A 25420-nucleotide genomic window follows, 5' to 3' on the forward strand; every position below is an offset into this window, starting at 1 on the left:
GTTTACATTTAAGCAATTTTCACGTTTTAAGCTTAAACGGCACGGTATGCAGGTTTAAAGTTTGATTTGCATCATTAATGTTTACTTTGCATCATTATTTTTTCTTACTGTCTTCAGGTTTTATAAATTCGATATATCCCTCACTACCGTTTACCCGGACAATGTCTCCATCGTTTAAATACTCGTATGGGTTTTTTTCCAGCATATCAACTAAAGGAATTTCAGATAGAATTGCTCCTACCGCTACAATCGGTTCGGTTTCCAGATTGATAATCGCTACCGGTCCAGCCTCATTTTTCTTCAGCTGGTACATTACATAGGAGCCAACAGTCGATCCCTTCCCATGGGGAAAAACAAGGACCTTCCCTTTGATTGATTTTCCTGCGAGAGAGTGTTTTTCTTCGACAACAATTCCTGTTTTAGGGTCCACACTGCCAAGGAAGGATATGGGGTCTCTGGAAAGCAAAACTTCCCCTTCTGCACATCCCCTGGAAATTGTCCGGCCTTTGAGTTTAATAGGAACCACCTGCCTTTTTTTCCTTTCTTCCGGTTGCCTCCTCGATGCAGGCTTCCATATTCCCGTATACACTTTCAGCCCCGCACATCCCGGGCACGTAGGCAAAGGCTTTTCCAGAATTCACCATGACGCAGGAGTAGTTGTTGGTTGCCGGAGAGACTACCATACAGGTATCGCAGACAACCTTAGCTCCACTTTCTTCAATGGTCCGGATATAGTCGGGGTAGCGTTTTGCAAGTTCCCGCGAGGTAAAGATCCAGGTTTCCTTTGAAACGGTTTTTCCTTTCAGGAGTTCAGCCGCTTTCTTAAGTTCGGCTGCAGAGCAGTGAGGGCAGCCGATAGTAATCAGTTCCGGCTCTTTTCCAGCTCTTTCTCTGCTCTCATAAACTTCATCCAGCTGGCTTCTCTCGATAATTATTTTTTCTTCCGGCTCTTCAAAGCCCAGCCTGCAGGCTTCAGGGGTCACTCCTTCGACGTGATAAAGAGCCACTGCTCCGGATGCCGCCATTGCAGCTCCAAGAGCTTTAAGTTCATCATTTTCCGGAGTATCCTTCAGACGAAAAATAGGTACTCGGCTCCCAATGATTTTGCCTGCTACATATCCAAGTGCTCCATAATCAGAATCTTTAAGTGTGCACTCCACACTGACCGAGACTTCAGGAATGCGGTTTTCCTCAAGATGGAGCCCATAGTTTGCCGTTTTTCCCAGAAGAGCTGCCGAAAGGGCGGACGGCCCTCCCTCCCTGTTTGTCCGGGCTCCTATTACGGAGTTGGCATATGAGATGGCTGAGGATTCACTCCATGCCAGATGGTCGCCGTAGCCCACGGAAAAGCCTTCGAGGTTATAAGGAGTGCAGGTACATTCACAGCGGATTCCAAGTTTTTTGTAAGCCTGAATAATCGCTTTCTGCTTTTCTGCAAATTCAGGAGAAATTCTCAGCCTTTTCCAGTCTTCCAGATCCATTCCAGCCGGGTTCAGGATTGCGGGAACCTTTACCTGCCCCTCAAGGTCTGAGATCCATTCAAGTCCGGCATCACCTATAGTTTTATAAGAGACACCTGCAATCTGGGCGCTTTTGATGGGGATCAATCTGTCCGCACCATAGATATCCCCTAAAGCCACGAGGATCTCAATTGCCTTCCTGAGAGTCTCTCCAGCTTCTCCGTTAAGGATTTGTTCTTCTTCTTTTGTGAGGTACATGAAAATTCACTCTTTAACTGCCAGATAGTAAATACAGGGTGTAAAATATTAGAGCAAGCATATATTGAGGCAGATATAATAATTGATGTACAAACTATTAAACTAAGTGCAAAACCCTGAGACACGTATAAAATATTAAAGCAGGGTCCGGGTATTTTCTATCCCGGTTTGCAGTCTCTTAAAGTCTCCTGCTTTTTAAAAGTTCTGTATTTTTAAAAGTCTCATCTCAGTTATTCTTCAGGAATCCTCAGTTATTCTTCAGGAATCACTGCCCTTTCAAAGTTCTCTTTTTCAATAAGGACCTTTGTAGCATCGATTCCTACTTTAGTAGTCGTTCCGTCAGGGGCTCCTCTGGGATCAAGGGAACTGCCGCGGACGTTAGGAATAATCATAATATCCATATCCCCTTTTACCCTTGTAGCAATTGCAAATTCTACATCATTCGGGTCAAAGAGATTTATATCCTCATCCACAACCACTACATGCTTCAGGCTTGTATGGGCTGCAAATGCTGCCATAATAGCGTTTTTAGCATCTCCTTCAGTCTGCTTTTCTATCTGCACAACTGCATGAAGGTAACAGCATCCTCCCTCTGTTAATACCACGTTTTTGACGGTTGTAACTTCCCCTACAGCCCTGTATATCCTTGGTTCATAAGGTACCCCCATCATCAGGAGGTGTTCGGGGCCAGCCGGCAGAATTCCATGATAGATCGGGTCTTTTCTGTGTATCACGCGGGTGATGCGGATTACAGGTTCTTTCCTTACTACATCGTATGTTCCCGTAATGTCCACAAACGGTCCTTCATCCACTCTTTCCACAGGGTCAATATACCCTTCAAGCACGATTTCGGAGTGTGGTACTTTTATCCCATTTGAGCACTCAAAGAGTTCTACCGGAGCTCCCCGCAGGGCAGCTGCGTATTCAAACTCCTTTCCGACAGGGACCCTTGTAGAGGTTGCGTAAATAATCGTAGGATCGCAGCCAATAACAATTGCAACAGGCAGAGGCTCGCCTTTTTCTGCAGCTTTTTTATGCAGGATGTAGGTATGCCTCGGGGGAACAAGGCGGGCTGCAAGCCTGTCTTTACCAACAAGCATAAGGCGGTGGATCGAAGCATTCATAACGCCTCCGTGCTCGGAAACTATAATCCCTGCAGTTATGTAGGGGGCTCCGTCTTTTTCAAAATGGGTAAGGATAGGAAGTTTCGTGAGGTCAACCTCGTTTTCTATGACCTCAAGAGTAGGAGATTCTGAAACTATCCGGACTTCGCCTTCAGGAGATACTTCAGAAAGCTTCCTTATGATTTCTTCTTTAGGAACTCCGAGCATGGAAGCAAGTTCGTCCCTTGACCCAAGAAGGTTCATAATGACCTTTGAGCCTGAAATGTCGTGGAAAAGAACAGGAGCTTTTGTTTTTTTCGCAATTCTTGAAGCTTCGAATCTCGGAGAAACAGGCTGCTGAACTTCTACCAGTTTTCCGTTTTCTTTTAACAGGTCTATGAAATCTCTATAACTCATGGGTATCTGGATATCAAAAAGCTGTCAGATGATAAAAAGATTCTCTGATCCAAGGGCTTAATAGCTTCATGCCATTTTAACCAATATCAATGGATATATTTCTTAAAATATAAAGAAAGAGGGATGCTGTTTCTGAAAACCCAGTTTTCTCTTGAATCCGCGTTCTGCCTATGGGCCTGTTTTGCCTGAAAATCCAGCTTGATCTCTGTTTCTCAATTTCGATTTGTCAGATCTGACTCTTATTCTTCTGCCTCTTCTATTTCTTTCCTGCCAGTTTTCAGGCGTAACCAGGTTTTTCCGATAATCAGGTTTTCAAAGAGTTCAACATTCATCAAGCATGAAAGCTCTTGGCCTTATGATCTTTTTCTTCTCATACTGGTCAAAGCAATGGGCTATCCAGCCTGAGACTCTCCCTATTGCAAAGATCGAGGTTGCAAGCTGCGGGGGGATTTCCATATATTTGTAGATGACTCCTGAATAGAAATCAACGTTCGGATAAATCGGCTTCCCTCTTTTTTCCACAAGCTCGCGGACAACAGTATTTTCGATTGCTTCGGCTGTCACGTACCAGTGCATATCTCCCTTGGATTCAGCCAGCTTCTTTGAGAGCTGCTTGAATATTGTACCCCTGGGGTCATATGTCTTGTACACTCTGTGCCCGAAACCCATTATTTTTTCTCTCTTTTCGATTTTGTCAAGGACAAATTTCTCGGCATTTTCAGGGCTGTCAATTTCTTCTAGCATATTCATAACCTCTGCCCTTGCTCCTCCGTGAAGGGGACCTTTAAGAGTGCAGAGCCCTGAAACAACTGCTGAATAGAGGTCGGACAGGGTTGAAGCTGTAACTCTGGATGAGAAGGTGGAAGCATTCAACTCATGCTCGGCACTGAGAATAAAGTCTTTTTCCATGACTTCAGCTTCCAGTGGGTCTGGCTTGCTTCCTTTTATCATGTACAGGAAATTGGCTCCGTGAGAGAGGGAGGGGTCAGGGGGCACAGGTTCCTTTCCATTTGACACTCTATAATAAGCAGCAACAATGGTTGGGATTATGGCAATTAGCCGTGTGGCTTTTCTCATATTTCCTTCCGGAGAGCTGTCATTCAGGTTCGGATCGAATTGAGATATGAAAGAAATGACTGTGCGCAACACTTCCATAGCATCGATATTGAAATTGCACATGCGGATAATGGCCATTACCTCCCTGTTAATTTCACGCTCCGCATGCAGGCGGGCTGAGTACTCGGCAAGTTCTTGTTCTCCAGGGAGCTCTCCCCGTATTAGCAGATAGGAAACTGCATCATAAGGAAGTTTCACCAGTTCGTTGATGTCTACTTCCCTGTATTTCAGAACGCCCTCCAGCCCGTCTATGAAACATATATTTTTACTCATTTTCTACCTCACAGTTATGCCTCGAGGATTTTCAAAAAACTTTGAAATTGGGGAATCCTCTGATTATACGTGAAAGATTTAACACGAAGGACCTTTTGGGTCCAAAAATAGGGTGACAATGCAATTGTATTATCAGCGAATAAGTATATTAAATTTGTTGAAATTGTAAATTTAAATCGTTTTAAATATATTTCCCTATGTTAAAACTCCTGCCTCCTCAATTTCTTCACCTATTTTAAGTATGGGGTCTAATATTTTTCTTAATGTATCCCTCTTCAAAATACCTATTTGAGCTAAAATAACCCCATATCCAATAAGGATAAAAAGAAAGGTTCCGGAAAAAAGAAGACACCTTATTAAGGCCAACGGAACCTTTTGAAGAAACCTTCTTGTGCTATTCTGGATAAGTGACCTATTATTTTTTCTTCACCGAATCCCGCAGGAACTTATGCAAAATTCCGCCGTTCCTGTAGTACTCTATCTCCACAGCAGAGTCCAGCCTCAATGCTACCTTGAACTCTGTTTCTCCTCCGTTATCGTCCTTTGCCCTTACGATAAGCTCTCCGTGGGGTTCCATTTTCTCAATGCCAAGGATATCGTAGCTTTCCTTTCCTGTGAGGTCAAGGGTATCTGCGTTTTCTCCGTCTTTAAATTGCAGGGGAAGAACTCCCATGCCCACAAGGTTGCTTCTGTGGATGCGCTCAAAGGACTCGGCAATAACTGCCTTTACCCCAAGGAGGAATGTTCCTTTTGCTGCCCAGTCGCGGGAACTGCCGGTCCCGTACTCTTTTCCTGCGAGTACAATCAGGGGGATATCGTTTTCCGCATAAAGCAGAGCGGCATCATAGATCGGGATTCCCTCGCAGGCTTCAGGCGGGAAATCTTCCCCTTTAAGGTGAGAGACAGTCCAGCCTCCTTCCCTGCTTACAAGCCTGTTCCTGAGTCTGATGTTCGCGAAAGTCCCGCGCATCATCACTTCATGGTTGCCCCGGCGCGAGCCGTAGGAATTGAAATCTTTCCGGTCTACACCCCAGGATATCAGGTATCTGCCTGCCGGGCCGTCTGCCGGGATATCTCCTGCGGGGGAGATGTGGTCTGTAGTGATGCTGTCCCCGAAAAGAGCAAGAACCCTGGCATTTTGTATATCTCCCGGCAGAGGCAAAGTAAGCGGGAAATCCACAAAATAGGGCGGTTCCTGAATGTAGGTGGATGTCGGGCTCCAGTCATAGAGGGTACCCTCAGGCACATCCAGCTCTTTCCAGAGGCTTGCGCCTTCCAGAACACCTGAGTACTCTTTTTTGAACATCGAAGGCGTTACGCTGGTCTTTTCTGTCTCCCTGATCTCTTCGTTTCCAGGCCAGATATCTCTTAGATAAACAGGGAGCCCGTTCGGGTCATAAGCAAGGGGATCAGTTTCGAAGTTTATGTTCACCGTACCCGCGATTGCATATGCAACAACAAGCGGAGGGGATGCAAGGTAGTTTGCTTTTACAAGCGGATTGATTCTGCCTTCAAAGTTCCTGTTTCCACTGAGTACGGCTGCAACTGTAAGGTCTTTTTCTCCAATTTCTTTTGCAACATGTTCGGGCAGAGGCCCGCTGTTCCCTATACAGGTCGTACAGCCATACCCGACCTGGTGGAAACCCAGAGCTTCCAGATAGGGCAGAAGGCCTGCGGCTCCAAGGTACTCAGTAGCCACTCTTGAGCCCGGAGACAGGCTCGTTTTCACAAAAGGTTTAACCTTCAGTCCCCTTTCAACAGCCTTTTTTGCGAGCAGCCCGGCTCCTATGAGCACCGACGGATTGGAGGTATTGGTACAGGAAGTAATAGACGCGATCACTACGGAACCATGGGTGACCCTGAAGTTTCTCTCATGGGAGTCAACCTTTTTTGTCTCTTCCATGCCCGATGCTTCGGATTCTTCTACAGGTGCTCCCCCTTCTCCCAGCCAGCGCAGATAGGCAGAGTCTCTGGCAAGCTCAACGCCTCCTTCCTTCTTTCTTATAAAGGTCTGCCTCATTGTTTCACGGAAATTTTCAGAGACCTCGTTCAGGAAGAGCTGGTCCTGCGGGCGTTTTGGTCCTGCGAGGCAGGGCTTTACAGTACCCATATCAAGATCGAGAGTGCTGCTGAAAAGAGGTTCAGGTTTGTGGATAGAGTAAAGAAGGTCCTGTGCTTCCAGGTACTTTTTCACAAGGTCAACCTGCTCGTCGCTCCTGCCTGTTCTCTTCAGGTAATTTAAGGTCTCCACGTCAGGCGGGAAAATCCCGAGAGTTGCCCCGTATTCCGGAGCCATATTTGAAATCGTTGCCCTGTCAGGGAGGCTTAAGGAAGCCAGGCCGGGCCCGTAGAATTCGACAAATTTGCCGACTACGCCGTGCTTTCTTAACATTTTGGTGATCGTAAGAACGAGATCTGTGGCGGTAACTCCGGGTCCCGGTTTTCCATAGAGTTTGAAGCCCACAACTTCAGGAACGGGCATATAGTAAGGTTGCCCGAGCATTACAGCTTCGGCTTCTATGCCGCCTACTCCCCAGCCAAGCACGCCTATCCCGTTGATCATTGTGGTATGGGAGTCAGTCCCGACAAGGGTGTCAGGGAACGCAAATAACTCGCCTTCCTTCTCTTTCAGGTGCACGAGTGGGGTCAGGTACTCAAGGTTTACCTGGTGGATGATCCCTCTTCCGGGGGGCACGACCCTGAAATTGTCAAAGGCTTTCTGTGCCCAGCGGAGGACGGTATAACGCTCCCCGTTGCGTTCAAACTCTTTTTTCTCATTTTCCTCAAGGGCATATGCTGTCCCGTAGGAATCCACCTGAACCGAGTGGTCAATGACCAGATCAGCAGGAATTACAGGGTTGATTTTAGCAGGGTCTCCTCCAAGGCGCTCCATTGCCGAGCGGAGGGCTGCCAGATCAACTACCGCAGGAACACCTGTGAAGTCCTGCATGATTACCCTTGAAGGAATAAACGGAATGTCCCTTTCGTTTATATTTTCAGGGCTCCAGCGGGCAAGGGCCTCTATATCTTCTGCAGTTATTATCTGCTTTTCAGTATCCGCATGCCGGAGCAGGGATTCCAGCAGGATCCGTATAGAGTAGGGGAGCAGGGAAATCCCTTCAAAGCCCTTTTCTTCCAGTTTGCCCAATCTGTAAATCGTAGCTTTTCCGGCAGTTGTTTCGATGCTATCTCTTACCCCAAAGGGGTCCAGACCTTCTCTCATTGTATTTTCTACCTCCGGCAAAAATATGAAGTAAAGATAATTATGGGTTAAAGATAATTATGGGTTAAAGGTAATTGTGGATTAAAGATAATCATGGATTAAAGATAATCGTGAATAATGTTCTCTCATTAACTCTTTATCTTATGAAACTTCCTCTCTTTTATCCCTGAGACTATTTTATTCCTTCGGGCTTGTTATCTTCCTGTTTTTGGAGGCCGGAAGTTTATCACCCCTTCCCCCACCTGATGTCCGGTTCTCGGCATTCTATTTCATTTATATATTCAGGATATCTTTTCCAGCGCTCCTTCGTTTTCAAGCACGTGCAGAACAAAAGGCAAGTTTTAAAGACAAATTTTAAAGACAAGTTTTTTTCTTATTTTTCCTGGAATTATGCTCAATTTATTTATATGCTATTCAATAATTCCCAATTTAATTATATGCTATCCAATATTATATGTTATCATCTATAATAATGATTGACCGTTTCAGCTTTCAAAAACTTGTCCGTCAGGGTTCTGGGATATGAAGGTCCGGAATTATGTACCCTCTCATACTGTTGTAGCAGGGGCAGGGGGTGAGATGGGCAGGAAGGGGATTGAAATCCAGGCAGAGATATATTAAAAAGTTTCTTCAAAATCCCTGAAATAGCCTTTTCTGTATTTTCAGGAGCTGGTCAACAGATTCCGGGCTTTCACAGCGTTCTGACTCTCTGATGAAGAGGAAAATGAATCTGAAAAAGAATGGGGACCCTTTATAATCTGGGGCATCAAAAAAAGAACGGGCGCCTTTTATAAGGAAATGCCCCAAAAAAGAATGAATGGGGGCTGTTTATTATCAGTCGAATACCCCGCTAGCTTGCTGCTGGGTGCGCCAGCGCAACTTTGATTAAAGGAAAAAGCCCGTTTTATCCTTTTTCAATGTTGCTTTTTCTTTCTCAATACGACGTTTCGTTACTATCAGCGGTTAGGTATGACAGTTCAGGATTTGCAATATTCCGCAATCTTCCGGCACGATAATTCGGGTTTAGCAGCAATGTGAACAGAAAAAGATATTAAACCCCGGCATGAAACCTGTTTATGTAATTACGAACCATATGTGTGGTAAATATGATACTGAAACCACTTCAGGCTATGAATGGTTTTGGTAGATGTTAGGTAATTCTTTCTTCATATCAGGCATGGATGTGATTTTCTTGCTCAAAAACAAACAGGACATATTCAGGAGATTCTCAAGCTCCGGCTGCAGGCTCAGGAAAACCCCGGGGTCCGGGAAGGATTCCTTACGCGACTCTCTCATAGGGTTCTGTCCTGTAATTGATGCCGACTTTGTCGAGGTCCGCGAAGACCCTGCCTCTATCGAAGACGATTCTGTTGAAGATGATTCTGCTGGACTGGACTCCGAACTGATTGAAAATCTCAGAGAATACCTTAGAATGAGATCTAAGGAGGAAATCACTGAAATCTTTGAAGAAATTCGCAAAATCCTGGAAAGCCGGACTTCCGAAGGCAGATTTTCTAAAGACCCAATGGAAGGGTCGCCTGCTTCTGAAAAAGTGCGGATGAAGGATATCCCGGGAAGAGCTTTCAGGACATTTACGAAAACTGCCTCCTTCGGAAAGGACCGGGTAATAAAAATTTCAAAAACCGTTTCTTCAAAAGCCTCAACAATAGCTTCCGAGGGGAAGGAGTCAGTAAAGGTCTCTTCGAAAAAACTCAATGACAGGTGGAGTAATCTAAGTCCCGGCGACCGCAAAATGATTTCTGAGGTCCTGATCACAGTGATCGAGATCGGGCTGCTCAGGAATTCCACCAAAGGCAGAAAGGCGGCATTTGTTGTTTTGTCAAGCATCTACAGGCATCAGACGCCAGGTAAGAAAGATCTGGAAGAGTTCATAGACGAGGTGAGCAGGCGTTTTAAGCGCAGGCATTAACTGTACATCTGCCCCTTTTTATAATGAAGCTGGAGATCTCGGAAATTCCGATCTGTATGGAATTATCCTTTCAATTTACCCAACCAGTTAAAACATCCTCACAGGTCTGCTGATTGCTTTTATAAATCTTGCAGGACTTTCCTCAACCTGCCAGTTTCCGGCATCAGGAATAATATAGGTATGGTCTGAGACCTGGTCCAGCCCTCCTGCATCATAGTTTCCTATTATCAGGGAAAAGATGCGGGCTTTTCTTTCTACTTTTATTTCATTCCATTCCCGGATAAGGGGTTTTTCTGAGAGTTCGGAGGCACCGTCGGTCAGGAATAGGAGGTCTGCTCCCTGAAAGGTTTTTTCCTCTTTTACTGCTTTGAGCCCTGCCCGAAGAGCTGTGTTGAAGTCCGTGCCGCCCCCAAAAGTATATTTGAGAAACTCCAGAAACTCTTTGCCCATGCGTTTTTTATCCGTAAGCCCGATCTCAACTGTCTGCCATTTCGATGAAAACAGAATTACTTTTACACCCCTGTTTTCTCTTAACATCCTCCTTGCAATTGCCAGGACCACGGCTTTTGCAAGAATCTCAGGGGCTCCCCGCATGGAAGCAGAGGTATCAACCAGGGCGACAACAGGCCCTTTTCTCTTTTTTCCTGCAGAGTTCGAGTTCCAGTTTTTCCCTCTGAGCTGGTATGTAAGGAGCTTTTCTTCGAGCATGTCAGCATAGAACTTGAGTTTCAGGACCGGGCTTTTGAGTTTTACGGCTTCTATCGGAAGCAGGGTCCGGATTTCACCTGAAAAGGTAATTGAGTGCACTTCACTTTTGCTGTGCGGCGACAATTGCAGTTTCTTTGAGCCGTACTCAAGCTCAATTCTGCCAACCTGTTCGAGAATCTCATTCAGGTCATAACTTTTCCTGAGGATTGCCGCATACTTTTCAAGGTTTTCAAAGTATTCCCTGTGCAGAGCCTGTAAGGAGTAGTCCCACATTCTTCCCGGAAAGAGCATGGAGAGGATCTCAAGCATTTCTAAGTGGTCTTTAAGGGCGGGGATAAGCTCCTCAAGCTTTGCAGCTATCTTTTCTCCTATTACAGAGTCAATCGCTTTTCCAGCTTTTTCGTTGAACATGAATTCCCGGGTAATTGAGGCAAGTCTTTCCGAAGCCGCCGTGTTTTCAGGCTCCTGGGCATGGTCCTGGTTATCATCTGCCCGGTTTCCAGCATTTCTAAGATAATTTCCCTTATTCTCTTCTGTTTCCTGGTTGTTCTTGCCTTCTCTCTTTCTGTCCGGCAATTCGTTCGCATTTCTCTGCCAGTCAGAGTATTTAGGGCTTTCAGCCTTTTCCAGCCTGCTCCTTTCCCATACAGCCTGAGTTTCAATGATCAGCTCTTTCAGGGCTTTCAGACTCTTTTCCAGTCCTTTCTGGGATTTCCTTAACAAATCCGGTTCTACTTTTTTGTAATCATCAAGAAGCGTAAAAAGTTCTTCCAGCAGACTTTTCAGGATAAAAATCCCTGCCATCCGGTTGGTTCCTGCAAGGGTTTTTATTTCTTCCCATGCCTGCTGGTTTCTCATGCTAAGGAAGATCGGATAAAAAACCCCGAATTTTTCCATAAAGCGTTTTTCGTCCTTTATTTCGTAGTCTTTTCCTGAGAGGAGTTCATAAATAAGTACTTCTGCAATCTCTTCTCTGAGCCCGTGAGGCACTTTTCGGGGAGTTGCCAGGAATTCCCGCAGTTCAATATTCAATATCGTAGAGGGGTTAAACGCCTGATCAAAAGATAATGCCCGTTTTGATCCGGAAAGATCTTCGAAATCTCTTCTCGAGCTTTTCAGGTTCTGCATATTTTTTGTTTCCTGCCTTTTTCGGGTTTTCAGGAACCACCTTTTCAGGCTACTTCTGCTTTTTCGAGTTCTACATCGAATATTTTCGGTTTTTCTAGCAGGGTCCGGATTTCGTTCAGATGGCTTGCAATCTCGTAAATATCCGTGTTTTTTGAGCGGTATTTCATCAGGATTTCCTTGCTGTCCTGTCCGGAAACCCAGATATTTTCCCTGAGGGTTTCCTCAAGGGCTTTTTCTTCTTCCTGCACCTGCTTTCTAAAGTAGTTCAGCCTTTCCTCAAGGTTTTCGTACTCTTTTTCGTAGAGCTTCTTGTCTCCGTAGTCCAGGCTGAGCTTGAACTCAAAACCGTTCCTCCGGCGGAACTGTTCTGCCACGGCTTCGAAGCTCAGCGCCCCGTTAATGTTGCTGTACTCAAGCCCGAAACTGTAGGTGTGGGTCGGAAATTCGGTATGGTGTTTTAAAAAATCAAGGGCATTATTGAATGTGAGATTCTTCGGGGCTTTAGCCCCCGTAAACCTGGAAGTCCTCATACCGCCGGTAGTCTTTTTCTCTTCTTCAAAGCACTTATTGCAGGACACAGGGTCCGGAAGTTCCTGCTGCAGGCAGATGTAAACAGAATTTCTAAGGTCAAGCACATTCTGTTTGAGCTTTCCGGTATCAGTGCCTCCGTAGACAACTCTATCCAGGATAAGTTTCCTGATAGTTTCCTTCTGTTCGGGGAGGTCCCAGAGCATGTGCTGGAGCAGGACAACAGTCATCCTGTTTACGCTTGTGTGCCCGTTTACGGCGGAAGCGACCCTGAGCACATTTATAATCTTCTTCCAGCGCCTGTCCGAAACGAAGATATTGGAATTCTTAAGCTCTCTTCTCAGTCCTCTTATAATTGCCCGGACCTCAGGGTCTACACTCATATCCCTTGCTTTTTTCCGGATTTCCCTTATATCTTCAATTGAGAGTTTTGTTGAAGGCAGGAAATCCTCTGTGTTTTCAAAAATGAGGGCTTCAAGGTTTTCTTCATGCTGAATATAGTCCACGCTATACCTGAAAAGGAACCTGTCGTAAAGGGCTTCAAGGCTTTCGTCTTCTTCGGGCAGTTCGTTGGAAGCCCCAAATACGGAAAAGAGAGGGACATCCATAACCTCCTTGCCGTTATGGTATTTCCTCTCGTTCAGAACTGTCAGGAGGCTGTTTAAGATAGAGCTGTTCGCCTTGAAAATTTCGTCAAGAAGGGCGATATGTGCAGTTGGCAGGTAGCCTTCTACCCTCCGGCTGAATTCGTCCTTCTCAAGCGCCTTTAGAGAAAGTGGTCCAAATACTTCTTCCGGAGTGGAAAAACGAGTAAGGAGATAATGGAAAAAGTTCCCTCCTTCGATAGTTTCGCAGATTTTGTTTGCAAGCAGGGTTTTTGCAGTTCCCGGAGGACCCAGCAAAAGAATGTGTTCTCCCGAGAGCAGGGCAAGAAGAGAACCATTGATTTCAGCATCTCGTTCTTTAAAGTAGCCAGAGAATTCCTGTTTTATATTGAGGATATTATTTTTCAAATCCCGAATTTTCATAAATTTCAAAACCTTTATAAATATCTCTTTTCCAGCATCTTATCTATAAGCCTGTAAAAGGGCTTTGCAATAATAAGCAGCAGTACCCGGGTCCAGTAATCTTAAAAATGATCTAACTATTTTTATGGGCCTTGCCTTAATTAATTTTTCCAAAACAAATTTTGATTAGTGACCTCTTATCATTCCTGCGTTTTATCCCTTCCTTTCAGTGATATATCTTTTTGCCTTAAACACTGGAATCTGGAGCACTCTCTTTAATCAAAGTTTAATCAACTTCAAGGTTTAATCAAAGCTTCCATTCCTTGCCTTTCCTCGGCTGTCCGAAGAGGTTATGCATTAAGAAGTCAATCACTACTGGAATGGTTTCACCTTCTCTGGAGAATCTCATTTTCGGAGACTGACCAGCAAAATCAATATTTGAGAAGAATATTCTGGAAGATTTTACATGAATGATTTTGAGCGTGAAAAATATAGCCGACAGATCCTCCTTTTCGGGGAAGAGGGACAGGAAAAGTTGAAGAATGCGAAAGTACTGGTTGTCGGTGCAGGTGGACTCGGAAGCCCTATTTCCACATATCTCGCAATAGCCGGAGTCGGGAAAATAATTCTTGCAGATTTTGATTCTGTGGATCTCAGTAACCTGAACAGGCAGTTTCTCCACCATGAGAAGGATATTGGGAGGGCAAAGGTTGAATCCGCAAAGGAAAAGCTTCTTTCCATGAATCCCGGAATTGAGGTTGAAACCATTGGAGAAATGCTTGCCGAATCAAACATCGAATCCCTGATTCCTGAATGTGATATTATTGTCGATGCCCTTGATAACCTCGAAACGAGACATCTGCTTAACAGGCTTGCCGTAAAAAGGAGAATTCCATTTATTCATGGGGCAGTTACAGGGTATGATGGTCAGGTCACTACGATAATTCCTGGAAAAACCCCTTGCTTTTACTGTATTTTTCCGCGAGTTTCCAAAAAAGAAGTTTTTCCGATTTTGGGTGCAACTCCGGGTATTATAGGCTCTATTCAGGCAAATGAAGTAATTAAGTTTCTGACTGGAAAAGGAAAGCTTCTGGAAGGCCGCCTTTTGTTCTGGAATGGGCTTTCAGGACATTTCAGTGAAATCTCTCTCTCGAAGTTAAATAATTGTCCGGTTTGTGGATCTCTTAATGAATTAACTGATAATAAGTGAAAATCAATGATAATAAATGAAAATAAGTAATGATAATTGAAAATAATTGAAAATTACTGATAACGAGTGAAAATACGTGAAAATAAGTACAAATAAGTACAAATAAGTACAAATAAGTAAAAATAAGTAAAAATAAGTGAAAATAAGTGAAAATAAGTGAAAATGAATAAGATCTCTGCCTTTTCTCAGGAAGGATAAACCTTTGTTTCAAGATGAAATAAGCAGGATTCCCGTCACTTCAGTGGCGGGTAGTTGACTTTCCTGCCTGTTGATCCTTTTTTATATATCCTTAATAATAATATATTATGGAATATATCAGAGGGGGATATTTCATGAAACGAAAGGCTCCGCCAGTTGAGGGCAAAGACGGCAATTGTCAAGACTATTCAGGTTCATTGTCTAAGGGATTTCACGATCTTAATCCATATGCACCTTATTTCTCTTATACTTCTGTCCCGAACGTTCCCTACTTTGACCTTGGAATCTATCGAGAATCCAGAGTTAAGTCGTTGATAAAGGCACACAGTAAGGATATGTACCGGCTGCTCGGGAAGGTTAATTTTGATGGAAAATACTACAGGGTAAAGTGTGTCAATTCCGGGGAATGGGAATGCTGCTGGGACCTGGCGGTCAGGGTTCAGTTTTTCGGAAAAATGCAGGGGATGGTTCTTTATCCCAAACGTCTGGTTTCCCGGAAAGAAAAAAAGATTATTTACAGGTCCATAATCCTTGTTAACCCCTACCAGCTCTGGGATGAGGCTCTTGTAAACAAATTCTGGAACTTGCAGGAGAGAGTCGAATTTCTTATAGCCAGAATCCTTTTTCATGAGTGCATTCATCTTATGATCTCGCTTGGAAATATCCTGCCTTCAGGTTTTGGAAATACGGATATCTATCTTGAGTTCCGAAAGATGCTTGAGATCTCCAACTCTAAAAAACTGTCATCTGAACGTCATGAGGTGGAGTTCCGCCTCTGGAATCTTGTCCTGTTTGGAACTTCAGGTTCCGAAAGTGAACAAACATTGCTCGAAAGAGTTCAGGAGATCTATGAATTTCTTATTAATGAAAAATACAGTAACCAGAAGACGGGTAATGTTTTTCATTTCCCTTCTAACAATGAAAAAATAGCCCGGAAATACATATGGGTGGCAGCTGTCAAAGCCGGAGGGGACGTCCAGGTCAGCAAAAATGTATGGAAGGTGGAAGTCCGCAGGCTCAGCATGGCACTGAGAGGGCTGTATAATGGGATTGATGCGCTGCTTGGCAATTGAACCGGAAGGTTTGATTTTTCCCTCCTTTTTCCTCTCTGGTTTTCTTATGGGGATTGATCTCATTTTTCCAGGATTTTTGCTATTTCATCCATATCGGGAAGTTCATGAACCAGATATCTTTTGAAGAATATCACTCTACGTTCCTCATCAATAATTATGTTCGCCCTGTCAGAGACTCCTTCTTTTTCTCTGAATATGCCATATTTTTGGGCAACCTCACCATGTGGCCAGAAATCCGAAAGAAGTCTGATGTGTTTAATCCCCAGTTCCATAGCCCAGGCTCTCTTTGATGGTATGGGATCCACGCTTATACCAAACGCCACGGTGTTTAGTCTGGTAAACAACTCATGGTTGTTCTCCAGGGATCTTATCTGTTCTGCACAGACGTTTGTCCAGGCAAGAGGATGGAACGATAAGAGCACCTTCCTATCTCTTAATTCATAGAGATGCACTTCTTTCTCCTTATGGTCTCTTAACCTGAAATCCTGAATTTTATCTCCGATTTTTATCTCATTCATCATAAAATCCCCCATTTAATAAAATCATTTAGTTTAATAATATCTTTTTTTATTAATATCTTTTAGTTATAAAATTTTTATGTGTTTGCCGACATTGATTAGTTATTCCGGAAATCATGAAAAAAGGAGCAAAAAGGGCTATTATTGTTTTCTCTCTTATGCTCAACATATTCGATCAGTTTCAAAACATCTGATCTGTTTGACCGCTCTTACTTCGAAATGAGTATAAAAAGATCTTTTTTTCAACTTTATCAAAACCAGGCTGAATATTCAGACCGAGAACTTTTAGATCTGAGATATATTTTAAAATACGGTGTAGACTTAATCTCTCTGTAAAAACAGTAGTCAATAAAATCAAAAATTAGTTACTTATTAACGTCAGATATTGGCGCATCTTTCAATGAATCCAGACGCTTCTGAACACTCATATTTTCATAAATGCCTATTCCCATCAAACAGACTCCTTTGGAAATAGGCTCCGAACAAAATTAGTACAAAGCCTCGTGCGTGATTCGAACACGCGACCTAGTGATTACAAGTCACTCGCTCTACCGGGCTGAGCCAACGAGGCGCAATGAAACTGACAGCAAACTTATCTAAATACAATACTCACAGATAAACTTTATGGCAGAATCCCCCTTTCGGGAGTTTGTCGCAATGTTTTTACTGTCTGCCTTTTCCCTGGTTTTGTTGTTTTCAGAATGTTGCGGCGCATAAACCTTATGGCATTCTTTCTCTATATCTCACATAAGATGTGGCAGGAAATGGCAAAATATGGGCGCAAGCTGGTAGAACACGGGCTTGTGGAATCAAATTTTGGGAATATCAGTGTCAGAGCCGGGGATAAGATGCTTATTACCCGGAGCGGAACTGCCCTTGACGAGATCACCGGCGATAATATTGTTGAGGTCGATATTCAGGATACTTCGTCCCTGGATATAATTGCATCTTCCGAGACGGTAGTGCACAGGGAGATCTACAGGAAGACCTCTGCTCTTGCAATAATTCACGCCCACTGTCCTTATGCAGTGGTGGAGTCCCTGCTTGCCGGCCCCGGAGAGGTGATCGTTCCTGTGGATAGTGAAGGGCAGTACTTCCTTGGGAATATCCCTGTGGTAGGCGGCGGGATCGGGAGCCCGGAACTTGCCGATAATCTGGCAGATGCGCTTTCAGGGCACAGGGGGGCTGTGGTCTTCAGCCATGGGACTTTTGCCATCGGAAGGACTTCCGGAGAGGCGTATATTGTGACAACGCAGCTTGAGCACTCCTGCAGAATAAAGTACCTTTATGAGCTTGCAGCTGTAAAAAAGTGAAAATAAACAGTAAAAAGTGAGTTAAGTAAGTATTATCTATGGAGTGCACTGATAATCAAACATACAGCCTTAAGTATAAATATCAAAAGGCAGGTAAACAAGGAAATAATATAAATAAGTAGATTCAAATCGGCATAAGACGCAGGATAAGCTGTTATTCTTTCAGGCCTGTCTTCTATAACGGATATACAACTAAAAGGAAGATCCCAAGTACCATGACATTTAATGCCCTGAGACCCGTTGCCTCGAGAGTTATTGACCCGCTGGCAGATTTTTTCATAAAATATGAGGTCTCACCTGATACGATTTCCATAGTTTCCCTGATCTGTGCTTTCTTTGCGGGGCTCAGTTTTTATTATTCTCCTGTATATAACGAACTCACCCTATTAGCAGGCATCCTGGTAGTGTTTAACTCGCTTTTCGATGCCCTTGATGGGGTAATTGCACGCAAATCCAACAGGGCAACACCGAGGGGTGATTTCCTCGACCATGTAATTGACCGCTATTCGGACGTGTTTATTATCTGCAGCATTTTTTTTGCAGGTTATGTGTCCTGGCAGATAGGGGTTGCGGCAATCGTGGGCGTGCTTCTTACGAGTTATCTCGGGACTCAGGCCCAGGCACTCAATCTCGGAAGATATTACGGAGGGATCATGGGCAGGGCTGACCGTCTTGTGGTCATAATCCTTGCCGCCTTCGCCAATTCGTTTTATCCTGCTTCGATTGTAGGTTTTACCATCCTTGGCTGGGCTGTTATCCTGATTGCTGTGACCAGCCACATTACTGCAGTCCAGCGGATTATTTATATCTGGAATAGGCTGGACTGATACCTTTCAGCGTTTTTTGATTTTAGCTGGTTTCAGGGTTCAGCCGGCTAAATCGTTTTTAAATCTTTTTGATGCCTGAAAACAGGCTCCTGAGGCGGATAGGTTAATGTAAGACAAAACCCAATACTGGACTATGTCGTCTCAAGGAAAAAAGTATGAGTATCTGGAACACACTGCAGATGTAAAGTTCCTTGCCTATGGAAATACTCTGGAAGAGGTATTTGAAAACTCAGCTCTTGCTATGTTCAATGTTATAATTGATACGGGGAAGGTTTCAGGAGAGACGGCTAGAGATGTTTCCCTTAAGTCCCCTGATCTGGAATCTCTGCTTGTGGACTGGCTTTCTGAGCTTTTATATCTTTTTGAGGTCGATGAGATTGTTTTCTGGAAGTTCCGGGTAGAGGAAATCAGGGAAGAAGAAGGCGAGTACTCAATAAAAGCCCTGGCATCAGGTGAAAAATACTATCCTGGAAGCCATCCCTTTGAAACTGAAATTAAGGCTGTCACTTATAATCAGCTGGAACTCGAGAAGACTGCCGCCGGCTGGAAGGCTCAGGTTGTTGTTGATATTTAAGGAGCAGTAGTTTTTGATTTCTTTACGTATGGCTGGAATGCATAGCTGCTTTTTGATTTCTTTATGTATGGCTGGAATGTATGGCTGCTATGCATGACTCTCATGTATGCTTCTTGTTTATTTCTATTATTTTGCGCCATACATATCTTCATGTACGTGAATTATTATCCTATTCTGCACTTAATCTGGGGTGAATTTTTTATATGCTAAATTTACCTATCCCACTTAACCGGTTAAGTGAGTTTTAACAGCCAAATTTAAGTTAACTCGCTATATTAACTAATTAATTCAATCAGGTTCTGGCGGCTTGTTATTATCGAGCTATACTCTTTCCAGGCATTTTGTAAAATTCCTGGTCTTTAATGCAGTCTGAAACAGTGTATCTTATTTGTGTTTCCGGAGTAATTTGTAGATCATCAAGGAAACGTAAGGTAAATGGGTAATTTCAGGATTATATTCATATCGGGATTATATTAATATCAGGGTTATATTAATATCAGAATTATATTCATAACAAGTAAAGGAGCAGGGAGTATCAATTATGGTAGAGAGTGAAGATATCGGTACTGAGGAATTGGGTACGGAAAATGTACACCGAGACATAAATAGCATGGTCCGGAAGCTTTCCGATAATAGCTGGGAAATCCCGAGAGGGCACATTCCTAATATGAGGGTTCCAGGGCGCCTGTTTGTATCTGAAAATTTACTTGGAAGCATTGAGCCCGGTACTATCGACCAGATTGCAAACGTTGCAACTCTTCCTGGCATTCAGAAATATTCCATGGCAATGCCTGATGCCCACCTCGGCTACGGTTTTGCTATAGGAGGCGTTGCCGCTTTTGATGCAGAGGAAGGAGTTATCAGCCCCGGTGGAGTGGGTTTTGATATCAATTGCGGGGTACGGCTAATCCGCACAAACCTTCAAAAGGAAGATGTAGTTCCTGAAATAAAAAGGCTGACTGATGAGCTTTTTAATAATATACCTTCAGGTGTCGGATCCAAAAGTCGGTTCAGGGCTTCTGACCGGGAACTTGACAGTGCGTTTCTTGAGGGTGCAAAGTGGGCAGTAGAAGCCGGGTATGGTGTGGAAGCGGATGTGGAACACTGCGAGGGGAATGGCTACCTGGAAGGAGCAGATATTTCTCATGTGAGCGCAAAGGCAAGGACCCGCGGAAAACCTCAGATAGGAACTCTCGGGAGCGGCAACCACTTTCTTGAAGTCCAGTATGTGGACGAGATTTATGACAAAGAAGTGGCTTCCGCCTTCGGACTTGAAGAAGGCCAGGTTACGGTAATGATCCACTGCGGGTCAAGAGGCGCAGGGCATCAGGTCTGCACGGACCATCTAAAAGAGCTCTCTCAGGCTGTGAAAAAGTACGGGATTGAAATTCCGGACAAGCAGCTTGCCTGTGCTCCGGCTCAGTCAAGGGAAGCACAGAACTATTTCAAAGCTATGCTCTGCGCTGCAAACTATGCCTGGGCAAACAGGCAGATGATCACTCACTGGACACGCGAGTCTTTTGAAAAGGTATTTGGCAGGGACGCCGATGACCTGGGAATGAGCCTCCTGTATGACGTTGCTCATAATGTAGCAAAACTGGAAGAACATACTATTGACGGCAGGAAAAAAGAGGTTTACGTGCACAGAAAAGGGGCAACAAGAGCATTTCCCTCCGGACACCCGGAAGTTCCAGCTGCATACAGGGATGTGGGACAGCCTGTTTTAATTCCCGGAAGCATGGGGACGCCTTCTTTCATACTCTGCGGTGCAAAAGAGGCTATGGACGTTTCTTTCGGCAGTGCCTGTCACGGAGCCGGGAGGATTATGAGCAGGGCTCATGCAAAGAAAGAGTTCCATGGGCAGAGCATAAAAGAGAACCTTGAAGCCCACGGAATCACTGTAAGGGCAACTCACCCTTCAGTAATTGCGGAAGAAGCTCCTGGCGTGTACAAGTCCAGCAGTGAGGTAGTAAATGTCGTGCATGAACTTGGTATTGCCCGCAAGGTTGCAAGAGTAATCCCACTTGGGGTCGCAAAAGGTTAAACTGGCAGAAATTTAACCTTCTTTTTTATTTTTTCCAGATTCTTTGAGCAGCCCGTCTTTCTCTGGAGTTTTAGTCTTTTGAACAGAAATCAGGTTCTCTGAATTCTTCCATTCCATATAAGTCGGAGCTGTCTGCAGATTGGTGTTCTTTATCGAACCTGAACACGATCATACTTGAATATGAAGAAGTTACAAAAGGTGTACCGTTTTCTCTGAATATATTTGAAAAATATTCTGCAAGGTTATGGATAACGTTTTCATTTTTGAAATCATGATAAATGGTTACTGATTCCTTTCCTGGTTCAAGACAGATTTCTATATTCTTTACCAGCTGGGTTGCCAGGTACATCTTCCTGAAGTAAACCAGTAAATCTGGAAGAGACATTTCACTTATTGATTGTTTGCACAGGCGTTCCAGTATCTTTGTCGGGTTCGGGACCTCTCCGGCTGCAAAAGTTTCGAACTGGGTTCGGTGCAAAGTCACAAGGTTGTATCTTTCAACATTGTATGTATTCATTAACTGGGTCCAGAACTCTGTATTATCGTCAAGTTCTCTGCAGACTATATCAAGGCAACCAAAGTGTTTTCGGATCCCTGGCATGGTCTCATTAAGAGATACTGAGAGGTTCTTTTTGAATGAGATCTGGGTTGAGTTTGCCCGTCTGAAAATGTGTTCCACATCAAGCTGTTTCCATCTGGCCAGAAAATGGGCTATAAGCTGGGCAAAAAACTCTCTGCTGTTTATGGTGGCATTGGAAATGAGTATAAGGGCAGACTCAGGGTTGTGGATATCCTCACACTTGATTGATGTTCTGATTGTCCACTGGTAGTTTCTGGAAACCTTGTTAAGGTAGTCCTCTAGTTCTCTCATATCACTAATTTCAAAAGGATTGATTAGCTCATTAACCAGCTCTTCATCCGTAAGCCTTCCTTTTGTATTCCTGAAAAGCCATTCGAGCATTGTTTTATTTATAATGATATTTTCCCCGTTCTTGATTGTGTCGTTCAGTTCTTCTTTTGCGGGGGTTTCTTTTAAAAATATAATTGCTTCATCAATGCTTTTATGATACATAAGTGCTGTATCTGCAATTTCAATTGTGTCCCTGACTGCGGCGCTAAGATTCCCGTCATTGGCGTCTAGAAGGGGCTGCAACTTTTTAAGGTATTTATCATCAAGGGATATATTTTTTCTGATCAGCATATTTTCACCCAAGATGGTCTGGCTTTCCGGTCCTTTATGCTACGATCCATAATCCGTGCCCCTGATACGAATGGCTTTTTTATCTCTTCCGGCTCAAAGCTTAGAAAATTTGTTTTATCATTATATAATATATTATTTTAAAATCTAAAAATCTTTATCAGTAGTTTATATAATGGTAAGTGCTACCGAATATTAAATCTTTCTGTTTAGTGCCATTTTTTGATAATTTTTGTAAATTTATATTATTCTTCAGGAAGGTTAGTCAATCTGCAGTTACACATAATATTCCCTGTTTGGAACTTCTGGCAAATCCATCTGCTTCATTATTTTCGGTTCATTACTGTATGGCCCGCATCAGGTAGAACTTTCCTCCCATGTACTAAAGTGGGGAAGTGACACCGTATCTAAAACAGATAATATCAGTTCACAATTCTTTATATATATATGTAAAACAGTGTACGACATGTAAATTAAATAAATTCGAATGTGAATGGGGGCTCGAATAGCCTTGAGAATCAGGTTACTTATTCCCTATATGCTCACAGTTTGTATGGTCTTTGTTGTCCTCTCCAGTTTCGAAAGACACTGGTTAACTCTCTGACAAATGGTGAGTCTGGAAATGGATTTGTATACCTTCTGATTGGGTGGGGGTTCTGTATAAACATCCCGTCAGGACTTTACATATCCTTAATAATCTGATCTTCTACAGGGCATATTTGTTCCCCCTCAAAAGCGAGTTGGGAGTGGATTCATCGTATCTGGCAGGCTCTTTAATACTTCCTCGTCTGTCAGGTACTTCCTTATAATAAATAATCTGAGAATACAAAAAATTCTTTCAGATTTAACTTTTTCTCTGTTTTTTTTTCTCTGTTGTTTTTTCTCTGTTGTTTTTTCTCTGTTTTTTTCTCTGTTTAAGTTTCTTTTTCTCTCATAATTTTTCTTTACTACTGAAGGAGAAGTAATTCCACGAGAAAGGTACCTTTAGGACTGGTGTACCTTCAGGGGCTGGTATGGCCTCACAGTTACCTCTACTATGGACTGGGAACGATGAGAAAACTTTGAAAGAAATTACTGAATCCACGGTAAAACAAAAAAAGAAAAAGCAAAGAGAAAACGCCTCTTTGCTTCTGGATCTTGCGATCCCTTTAATATATTTTGAACTTACGTCAGTTTGGTGACCGGGTGGTTAGCCAGGTCGGCAATCTCAACGCCAAGTTCCTTTGCGGTTTCACCAAGCATGATGTCTACCATGGCTACAGCCGGGAAAATCTGGTTGACGTTTTCGATAGGACCGTAGAGCAGGAAGTCAGAACCTGCAATCTGGGCTACCAGGTTGGTACCAATGTCTGTAGGCATGTAGATTGCTTTTGGGTCAGGCTGGGTTTTCTTGAATTTCCGGAGCCAGTCCCAGGCTGAGGCCATGTTGTGGTATCCGCCGCCTACAGGAAGGCCGAGCTTTCCTTTGATTGTTGGCACTGAGCGGATTGTTGCGCCAGAACCTGCGCCAAGGGGCATTGCAGCAACGTCGATAAGGGGAATCTTGATTCCACATTCCTCAGCGACCTGGAGCATACCTTTAGTCTGCCCGGAACCACCGACTTCAAGGATGTCAAGCTTTCCTTTTACGGTTGGGTCGGTTGCGTTGAAAGCCAGGACAATTGCGGCTTCCACATCGCTCTCTGCGAGTACGTCCATTTCTGACTGTTCAATACTTGCATTGATGGAGTTATGGATTGCCCTGTTTGCAACTCCGATTTCAGTACAATACTTTGCTGCGAATGCACGCACTTCTCCGGCTGAGGAGTCGATCAGGAAGGGGGTCCTGTCGTCGATCCCAACGAACCAGTCGATGTAATTCTTGATTGCTTCGGGGGTTTCGCCCACGATCTGGTTTACGTAGGGGTTTCCGGTGGCGTCGCTCATTGACACCTGGGTGTTCCACAGAGTTTCTGCAGCGGCTCTGTCAAAGAGACCTTTGTCCTCATCGGTCACGATCTTGTGCCTTGCATAGAACATGGTACTGACTAACACGGTTGGGTATTCACCCGGCTGTCCGCCGAACTTAACTCCACCTACTTCGTAAACTTCCTGTTTCTTGTCAAACTTGAACATTTTGATCCCTCATTATATTGTGAACATTGATGATACCGAGACATAGATCAGGAAGAGAAGCAGTCCTACCACTGCGCCATACAGAATTCCTATGTCTCTTCCTACCTTCTTTCCGATCCTCTGTGCAACTTCACTGTTGACAAACTCAACCTTTTCATCGATCTTTTCGAGCCTTTTCATTACTTCGTTAAACTCAGCTGGATCTACAAACGCTGCTGGTGCTTTTCCATCCATAGTTTCACCTCTCAAGCTTAGAGACCGGCCATTAACGGGAGTATGATCACCATCAGCAGTGAAAAGAGGAAGCCTGCGGCAAAGCCAATTATTCCGGTGGACATTACCCCGGAATCCAGCTTCTGGTTCCTCGCAATCAGCTGTGCTCTGTACCGAATGCTCTCAACAGTAGCATCAATTGCGCCCATCTGAGGGTTGAGCACCATTGGCACTCCTTTTCCGTATTCTTCTGCCATTCTCATTACCTCCCGAGCAGTAATAACCCAAGCAGGGATATGGTTACTGTCAACCCGATCATGGCACCTTCAATCTTTCCTGCATGAATCCCTGAGTGGAACTTGTTCAAGTTTCCTATGTCAAGCATCCGGGCTTCAATGCCTTTCAACCTGCTGCGGATGACTGCAATCTCACCGGAGACCGGCCTGACGACTCCGCCCTCTTCTTCTTCTTCTCCCTCTTCGCTGATTTCCACAACCATTGGTTCTGCATCAAAGGCACCAGGGTCCTTTGATACAAGTTCCCTTACCTTGGCTGTGATTGCACCCATGTCTTCTGTGTCCAGCAGGTTTACGGTCTGGACCTGCTGCTGGAAGCGGGCAACTATATCATCGTTCAGGTTTTCTACATACGGAATAGCACCTACAGCACCTACAATTCTATGGTCTTTTACACCATTTGCATGGATGCTGAGCACTGCCTGTCCTGTAACGTGCCCTTTGACTTCAGCTCCGGTTACAACCAGGAACCTGATATTGGGGTTTGAAATTACGTGGGCAACGACCTTCTCTATACCCAGGTTTTCGGTTTTACAGGATCCAGTAACTGCTGCTCCTGCATCGAGAATTGGCTTTCCGGGAAGGTGTGACGCACAGGTAATGACTGCGACACAGCTCTTTACATCGCCTACTTCATATTCTCCTTTCAGGATTGGCCATCCCGGTGCGGGTTCTCTTTTATCTACCATT

The 25420-nt window shown here is 44.1% G+C and carries 21 protein-coding genes and 1 tRNA gene; 7 read left to right on the forward strand and 15 right to left on the reverse strand.

Features of this window, described 5'->3' with window-relative positions; genetic code table 11:
- Positions 1–94 precede the first annotated feature (94 nt).
- From EO98_RS05235 to acnA, 6 genes are all read right to left on the reverse strand, one after another.
- Positions 95–526 (reverse strand): DUF126 domain-containing protein, encoded by a 432-nt coding sequence (locus EO98_RS05235; protein WP_048139990.1) that lies wholly within the window; start codon positions 524–526, stop codon positions 95–97.
- On the reverse strand, positions 513–1718 hold the full coding sequence (locus tag EO98_RS05240; RefSeq protein ID WP_048139988.1) for an aconitase X: 1206 nt from the start codon (positions 1716–1718) through the stop codon (positions 513–515). Before EO98_RS05240 ends, EO98_RS05235 begins: the two co-directional genes overlap by 14 nt.
- Positions 1719–1969: 251 nt before the next feature.
- Positions 1970–3238, reverse strand: a complete 1269-nt coding sequence (locus EO98_RS05245; RefSeq protein ID WP_048139986.1) for a UbiD family decarboxylase — start codon at positions 3236–3238, stop codon at positions 1970–1972.
- 321 nt (positions 3239–3559) lie between these two features.
- On the reverse strand, positions 3560–4627 hold the full coding sequence (locus tag EO98_RS05250) for a citrate/2-methylcitrate synthase (RefSeq protein WP_048139983.1): 1068 nt from the start codon (positions 4625–4627) through the stop codon (positions 3560–3562).
- Between the two features lie 195 nt (positions 4628–4822).
- Complete coding sequence (locus tag EO98_RS18280) at positions 4823–4993, reverse strand: hypothetical protein (RefSeq protein WP_156161029.1); 171 nt, start codon at positions 4991–4993, stop codon at positions 4823–4825.
- Between the two features lie 49 nt (positions 4994–5042).
- Complete coding sequence (gene acnA, locus EO98_RS05255) at positions 5043–7850, reverse strand: aconitate hydratase AcnA (RefSeq protein ID WP_048139981.1); 2808 nt, start codon at positions 7848–7850, stop codon at positions 5043–5045.
- A 1147-nt stretch (positions 7851–8997) separates the two neighbouring features.
- Between acnA and EO98_RS05260 the strand changes: the two genes are divergently transcribed.
- The gene (locus tag EO98_RS05260) at positions 8998–9780 is read left to right on the forward strand and encodes a hypothetical protein (RefSeq protein WP_235283951.1); all 783 of its coding nucleotides are present in this window, start codon (positions 8998–9000) and stop codon (positions 9778–9780) included.
- Positions 9781–9867: 87 nt separating this feature from the next.
- Here EO98_RS05260 and EO98_RS05265 read toward each other — a convergent pair whose 3' ends face one another.
- Both EO98_RS05265 and EO98_RS05270 read right to left on the reverse strand, forming a co-directional pair.
- A complete protein-coding gene (locus tag EO98_RS05265; protein ID WP_048139979.1) occupies positions 9868–11616 on the reverse strand; it encodes a VWA domain-containing protein in 1749 nt (582 codons plus the stop codon).
- 44 nt (positions 11617–11660) lie between these two features.
- Entirely contained in the window at positions 11661–13172 is a 1512-nt protein-coding gene (locus EO98_RS05270) for an AAA family ATPase (protein WP_048139977.1), read from the reverse strand.
- Between the two features lie 445 nt (positions 13173–13617).
- On the opposite strand from EO98_RS05270, the gene EO98_RS05275 reads away from it, so the two are divergent.
- Both EO98_RS05275 and EO98_RS05280 read left to right on the forward strand, forming a co-directional pair.
- The gene (locus EO98_RS05275; protein ID WP_048139975.1) at positions 13618–14361 is read left to right on the forward strand and encodes a HesA/MoeB/ThiF family protein; all 744 of its coding nucleotides are present in this window, start codon (positions 13618–13620) and stop codon (positions 14359–14361) included.
- 332 nt (positions 14362–14693) lie between these two features.
- Positions 14694–15632 (forward strand): hypothetical protein, encoded by a 939-nt coding sequence (locus EO98_RS05280; protein WP_048139973.1) that lies wholly within the window; start codon positions 14694–14696, stop codon positions 15630–15632.
- A gap of 59 nt (positions 15633–15691) precedes the next feature.
- Here EO98_RS05280 and EO98_RS05285 read toward each other — a convergent pair whose 3' ends face one another.
- Positions 15692–16153, reverse strand: a complete 462-nt coding sequence (locus EO98_RS05285; protein WP_048139971.1) for a peroxiredoxin — start codon at positions 16151–16153, stop codon at positions 15692–15694.
- 494 nt (positions 16154–16647) lie between these two features.
- A tRNA-Thr gene (locus tag EO98_RS05290) sits at positions 16648–16721 on the reverse strand.
- Positions 16722–16902: 181 nt separating this feature from the next.
- Between EO98_RS05290 and EO98_RS05295 the strand changes: the two genes are divergently transcribed.
- The 4 genes from EO98_RS05295 to EO98_RS05310 all read left to right on the forward strand — a co-directional run bounded on the left by EO98_RS05295 (position 16903) and on the right by EO98_RS05310 (position 20908).
- Positions 16903–17463 carry an aldolase gene (locus tag EO98_RS05295; RefSeq protein ID WP_200895215.1) on the forward strand — a complete coding sequence of 187 codons (561 nt, stop codon included), beginning with the start codon at positions 16903–16905 and terminating at the stop codon, positions 17461–17463.
- A gap of 215 nt (positions 17464–17678) precedes the next feature.
- Complete coding sequence (locus tag EO98_RS05300) at positions 17679–18290, forward strand: CDP-alcohol phosphatidyltransferase family protein (protein WP_048131348.1); 612 nt, start codon at positions 17679–17681, stop codon at positions 18288–18290.
- A gap of 133 nt (positions 18291–18423) precedes the next feature.
- Complete coding sequence (locus tag EO98_RS05305; protein WP_048131347.1) at positions 18424–18864, forward strand: archease; 441 nt, start codon at positions 18424–18426, stop codon at positions 18862–18864.
- 541 nt (positions 18865–19405) lie between these two features.
- Complete coding sequence (locus tag EO98_RS05310; protein ID WP_048139967.1) at positions 19406–20908, forward strand: RtcB family protein; 1503 nt, start codon at positions 19406–19408, stop codon at positions 20906–20908.
- A gap of 70 nt (positions 20909–20978) precedes the next feature.
- On the opposite strand, the gene EO98_RS05315 is transcribed toward EO98_RS05310, so the two are convergent.
- The 5 genes from EO98_RS05315 to mtrA form a co-directional block, all read right to left on the reverse strand.
- The gene (locus tag EO98_RS05315) at positions 20979–22109 is read right to left on the reverse strand and encodes a hypothetical protein (RefSeq protein WP_048140083.1); all 1131 of its coding nucleotides are present in this window, start codon (positions 22107–22109) and stop codon (positions 20979–20981) included.
- 1161 nt (positions 22110–23270) lie between these two features.
- Positions 23271–24221, reverse strand: a complete 951-nt coding sequence (gene mtrH / locus EO98_RS05320) for a tetrahydromethanopterin S-methyltransferase subunit H (RefSeq protein ID WP_048131345.1) — start codon at positions 24219–24221, stop codon at positions 23271–23273.
- A 12-nt stretch (positions 24222–24233) separates the two neighbouring features.
- Positions 24234–24455 (reverse strand): tetrahydromethanopterin S-methyltransferase subunit MtrG, encoded by a 222-nt coding sequence (gene mtrG, locus EO98_RS05325; RefSeq protein ID WP_048131344.1) that lies wholly within the window; start codon positions 24453–24455, stop codon positions 24234–24236.
- A gap of 17 nt (positions 24456–24472) precedes the next feature.
- Positions 24473–24697, reverse strand: a complete 225-nt coding sequence (mtrF, locus tag EO98_RS05330) for a tetrahydromethanopterin S-methyltransferase subunit F (protein WP_011020329.1) — start codon at positions 24695–24697, stop codon at positions 24473–24475.
- Positions 24697–25419 (reverse strand): tetrahydromethanopterin S-methyltransferase subunit A, encoded by a 723-nt coding sequence (gene mtrA, locus EO98_RS05335; protein ID WP_048139965.1) that lies wholly within the window; start codon positions 25417–25419, stop codon positions 24697–24699. Before mtrA ends, mtrF begins: the two co-directional genes overlap by 1 nt.
- Position 25420 lies beyond the last annotated feature (1 nt).

The organism is Methanosarcina sp. 2.H.T.1A.6 (assembly GCF_000979455.1).
In the GTDB taxonomy this organism is placed as follows: domain Archaea; phylum Halobacteriota; class Methanosarcinia; order Methanosarcinales; family Methanosarcinaceae; genus Methanosarcina.

Excerpts from the sequence above, each read along its gene's own strand:
- EO98_RS05240 (WP_048139988.1), bottom strand. The coding sequence starts at position 1,718 with ATGTACCTCACAAAAGAAGAAGAACAAATCCTTAACGGAGAAGCTGGA.
- EO98_RS05245 (WP_048139986.1), bottom strand. The coding sequence starts at position 3,238 with ATGAGTTATAGAGATTTCATAGACCTGTTAAAAGAAAACGGAAAACTG.
- EO98_RS05250 (WP_048139983.1), bottom strand. The coding sequence starts at position 4,627 with ATGAGTAAAAATATATGTTTCATAGACGGGCTGGAGGGCGTTCTGAAA.
- acnA (WP_048139981.1), bottom strand. The coding sequence starts at position 7,850 with ATGAGAGAAGGTCTGGACCCCTTTGGGGTAAGAGATAGCATCGAAACA.
- EO98_RS05260 (WP_235283951.1), top strand. The coding sequence starts at position 8,998 with ATGTTAGGTAATTCTTTCTTCATATCAGGCATGGATGTGATTTTCTTG.
- EO98_RS05265 (WP_048139979.1), bottom strand. The coding sequence starts at position 11,616 with ATGCAGAACCTGAAAAGCTCGAGAAGAGATTTCGAAGATCTTTCCGGA.
- EO98_RS05270 (WP_048139977.1), bottom strand. The coding sequence starts at position 13,172 with ATGAAAATTCGGGATTTGAAAAATAATATCCTCAATATAAAACAGGAA.
- EO98_RS05275 (WP_048139975.1), top strand. The coding sequence starts at position 13,618 with ATGAATGATTTTGAGCGTGAAAAATATAGCCGACAGATCCTCCTTTTC.
- EO98_RS05280 (WP_048139973.1), top strand. The coding sequence starts at position 14,694 with ATGAAACGAAAGGCTCCGCCAGTTGAGGGCAAAGACGGCAATTGTCAA.
- EO98_RS05285 (WP_048139971.1), bottom strand. The coding sequence starts at position 16,153 with ATGATGAATGAGATAAAAATCGGAGATAAAATTCAGGATTTCAGGTTA.
- EO98_RS05295 (WP_200895215.1), top strand. The coding sequence starts at position 16,903 with ATGTGGCAGGAAATGGCAAAATATGGGCGCAAGCTGGTAGAACACGGG.
- EO98_RS05300 (WP_048131348.1), top strand. The coding sequence starts at position 17,679 with ATGACATTTAATGCCCTGAGACCCGTTGCCTCGAGAGTTATTGACCCG.
- EO98_RS05305 (WP_048131347.1), top strand. The coding sequence starts at position 18,424 with ATGTCGTCTCAAGGAAAAAAGTATGAGTATCTGGAACACACTGCAGAT.
- EO98_RS05310 (WP_048139967.1), top strand. The coding sequence starts at position 19,406 with ATGGTAGAGAGTGAAGATATCGGTACTGAGGAATTGGGTACGGAAAAT.
- EO98_RS05315 (WP_048140083.1), bottom strand. The coding sequence starts at position 22,109 with ATGCTGATCAGAAAAAATATATCCCTTGATGATAAATACCTTAAAAAG.
- mtrH (WP_048131345.1), bottom strand. The coding sequence starts at position 24,221 with ATGTTCAAGTTTGACAAGAAACAGGAAGTTTACGAAGTAGGTGGAGTT.
- mtrG (WP_048131344.1), bottom strand. The coding sequence starts at position 24,455 with ATGGATGGAAAAGCACCAGCAGCGTTTGTAGATCCAGCTGAGTTTAAC.
- mtrF (WP_011020329.1), bottom strand. The coding sequence starts at position 24,697 with ATGAGAATGGCAGAAGAATACGGAAAAGGAGTGCCAATGGTGCTCAAC.
- mtrA (WP_048139965.1), bottom strand. The coding sequence starts at position 25,419 with ATGGTAGATAAAAGAGAACCCGCACCGGGATGGCCAATCCTGAAAGGA.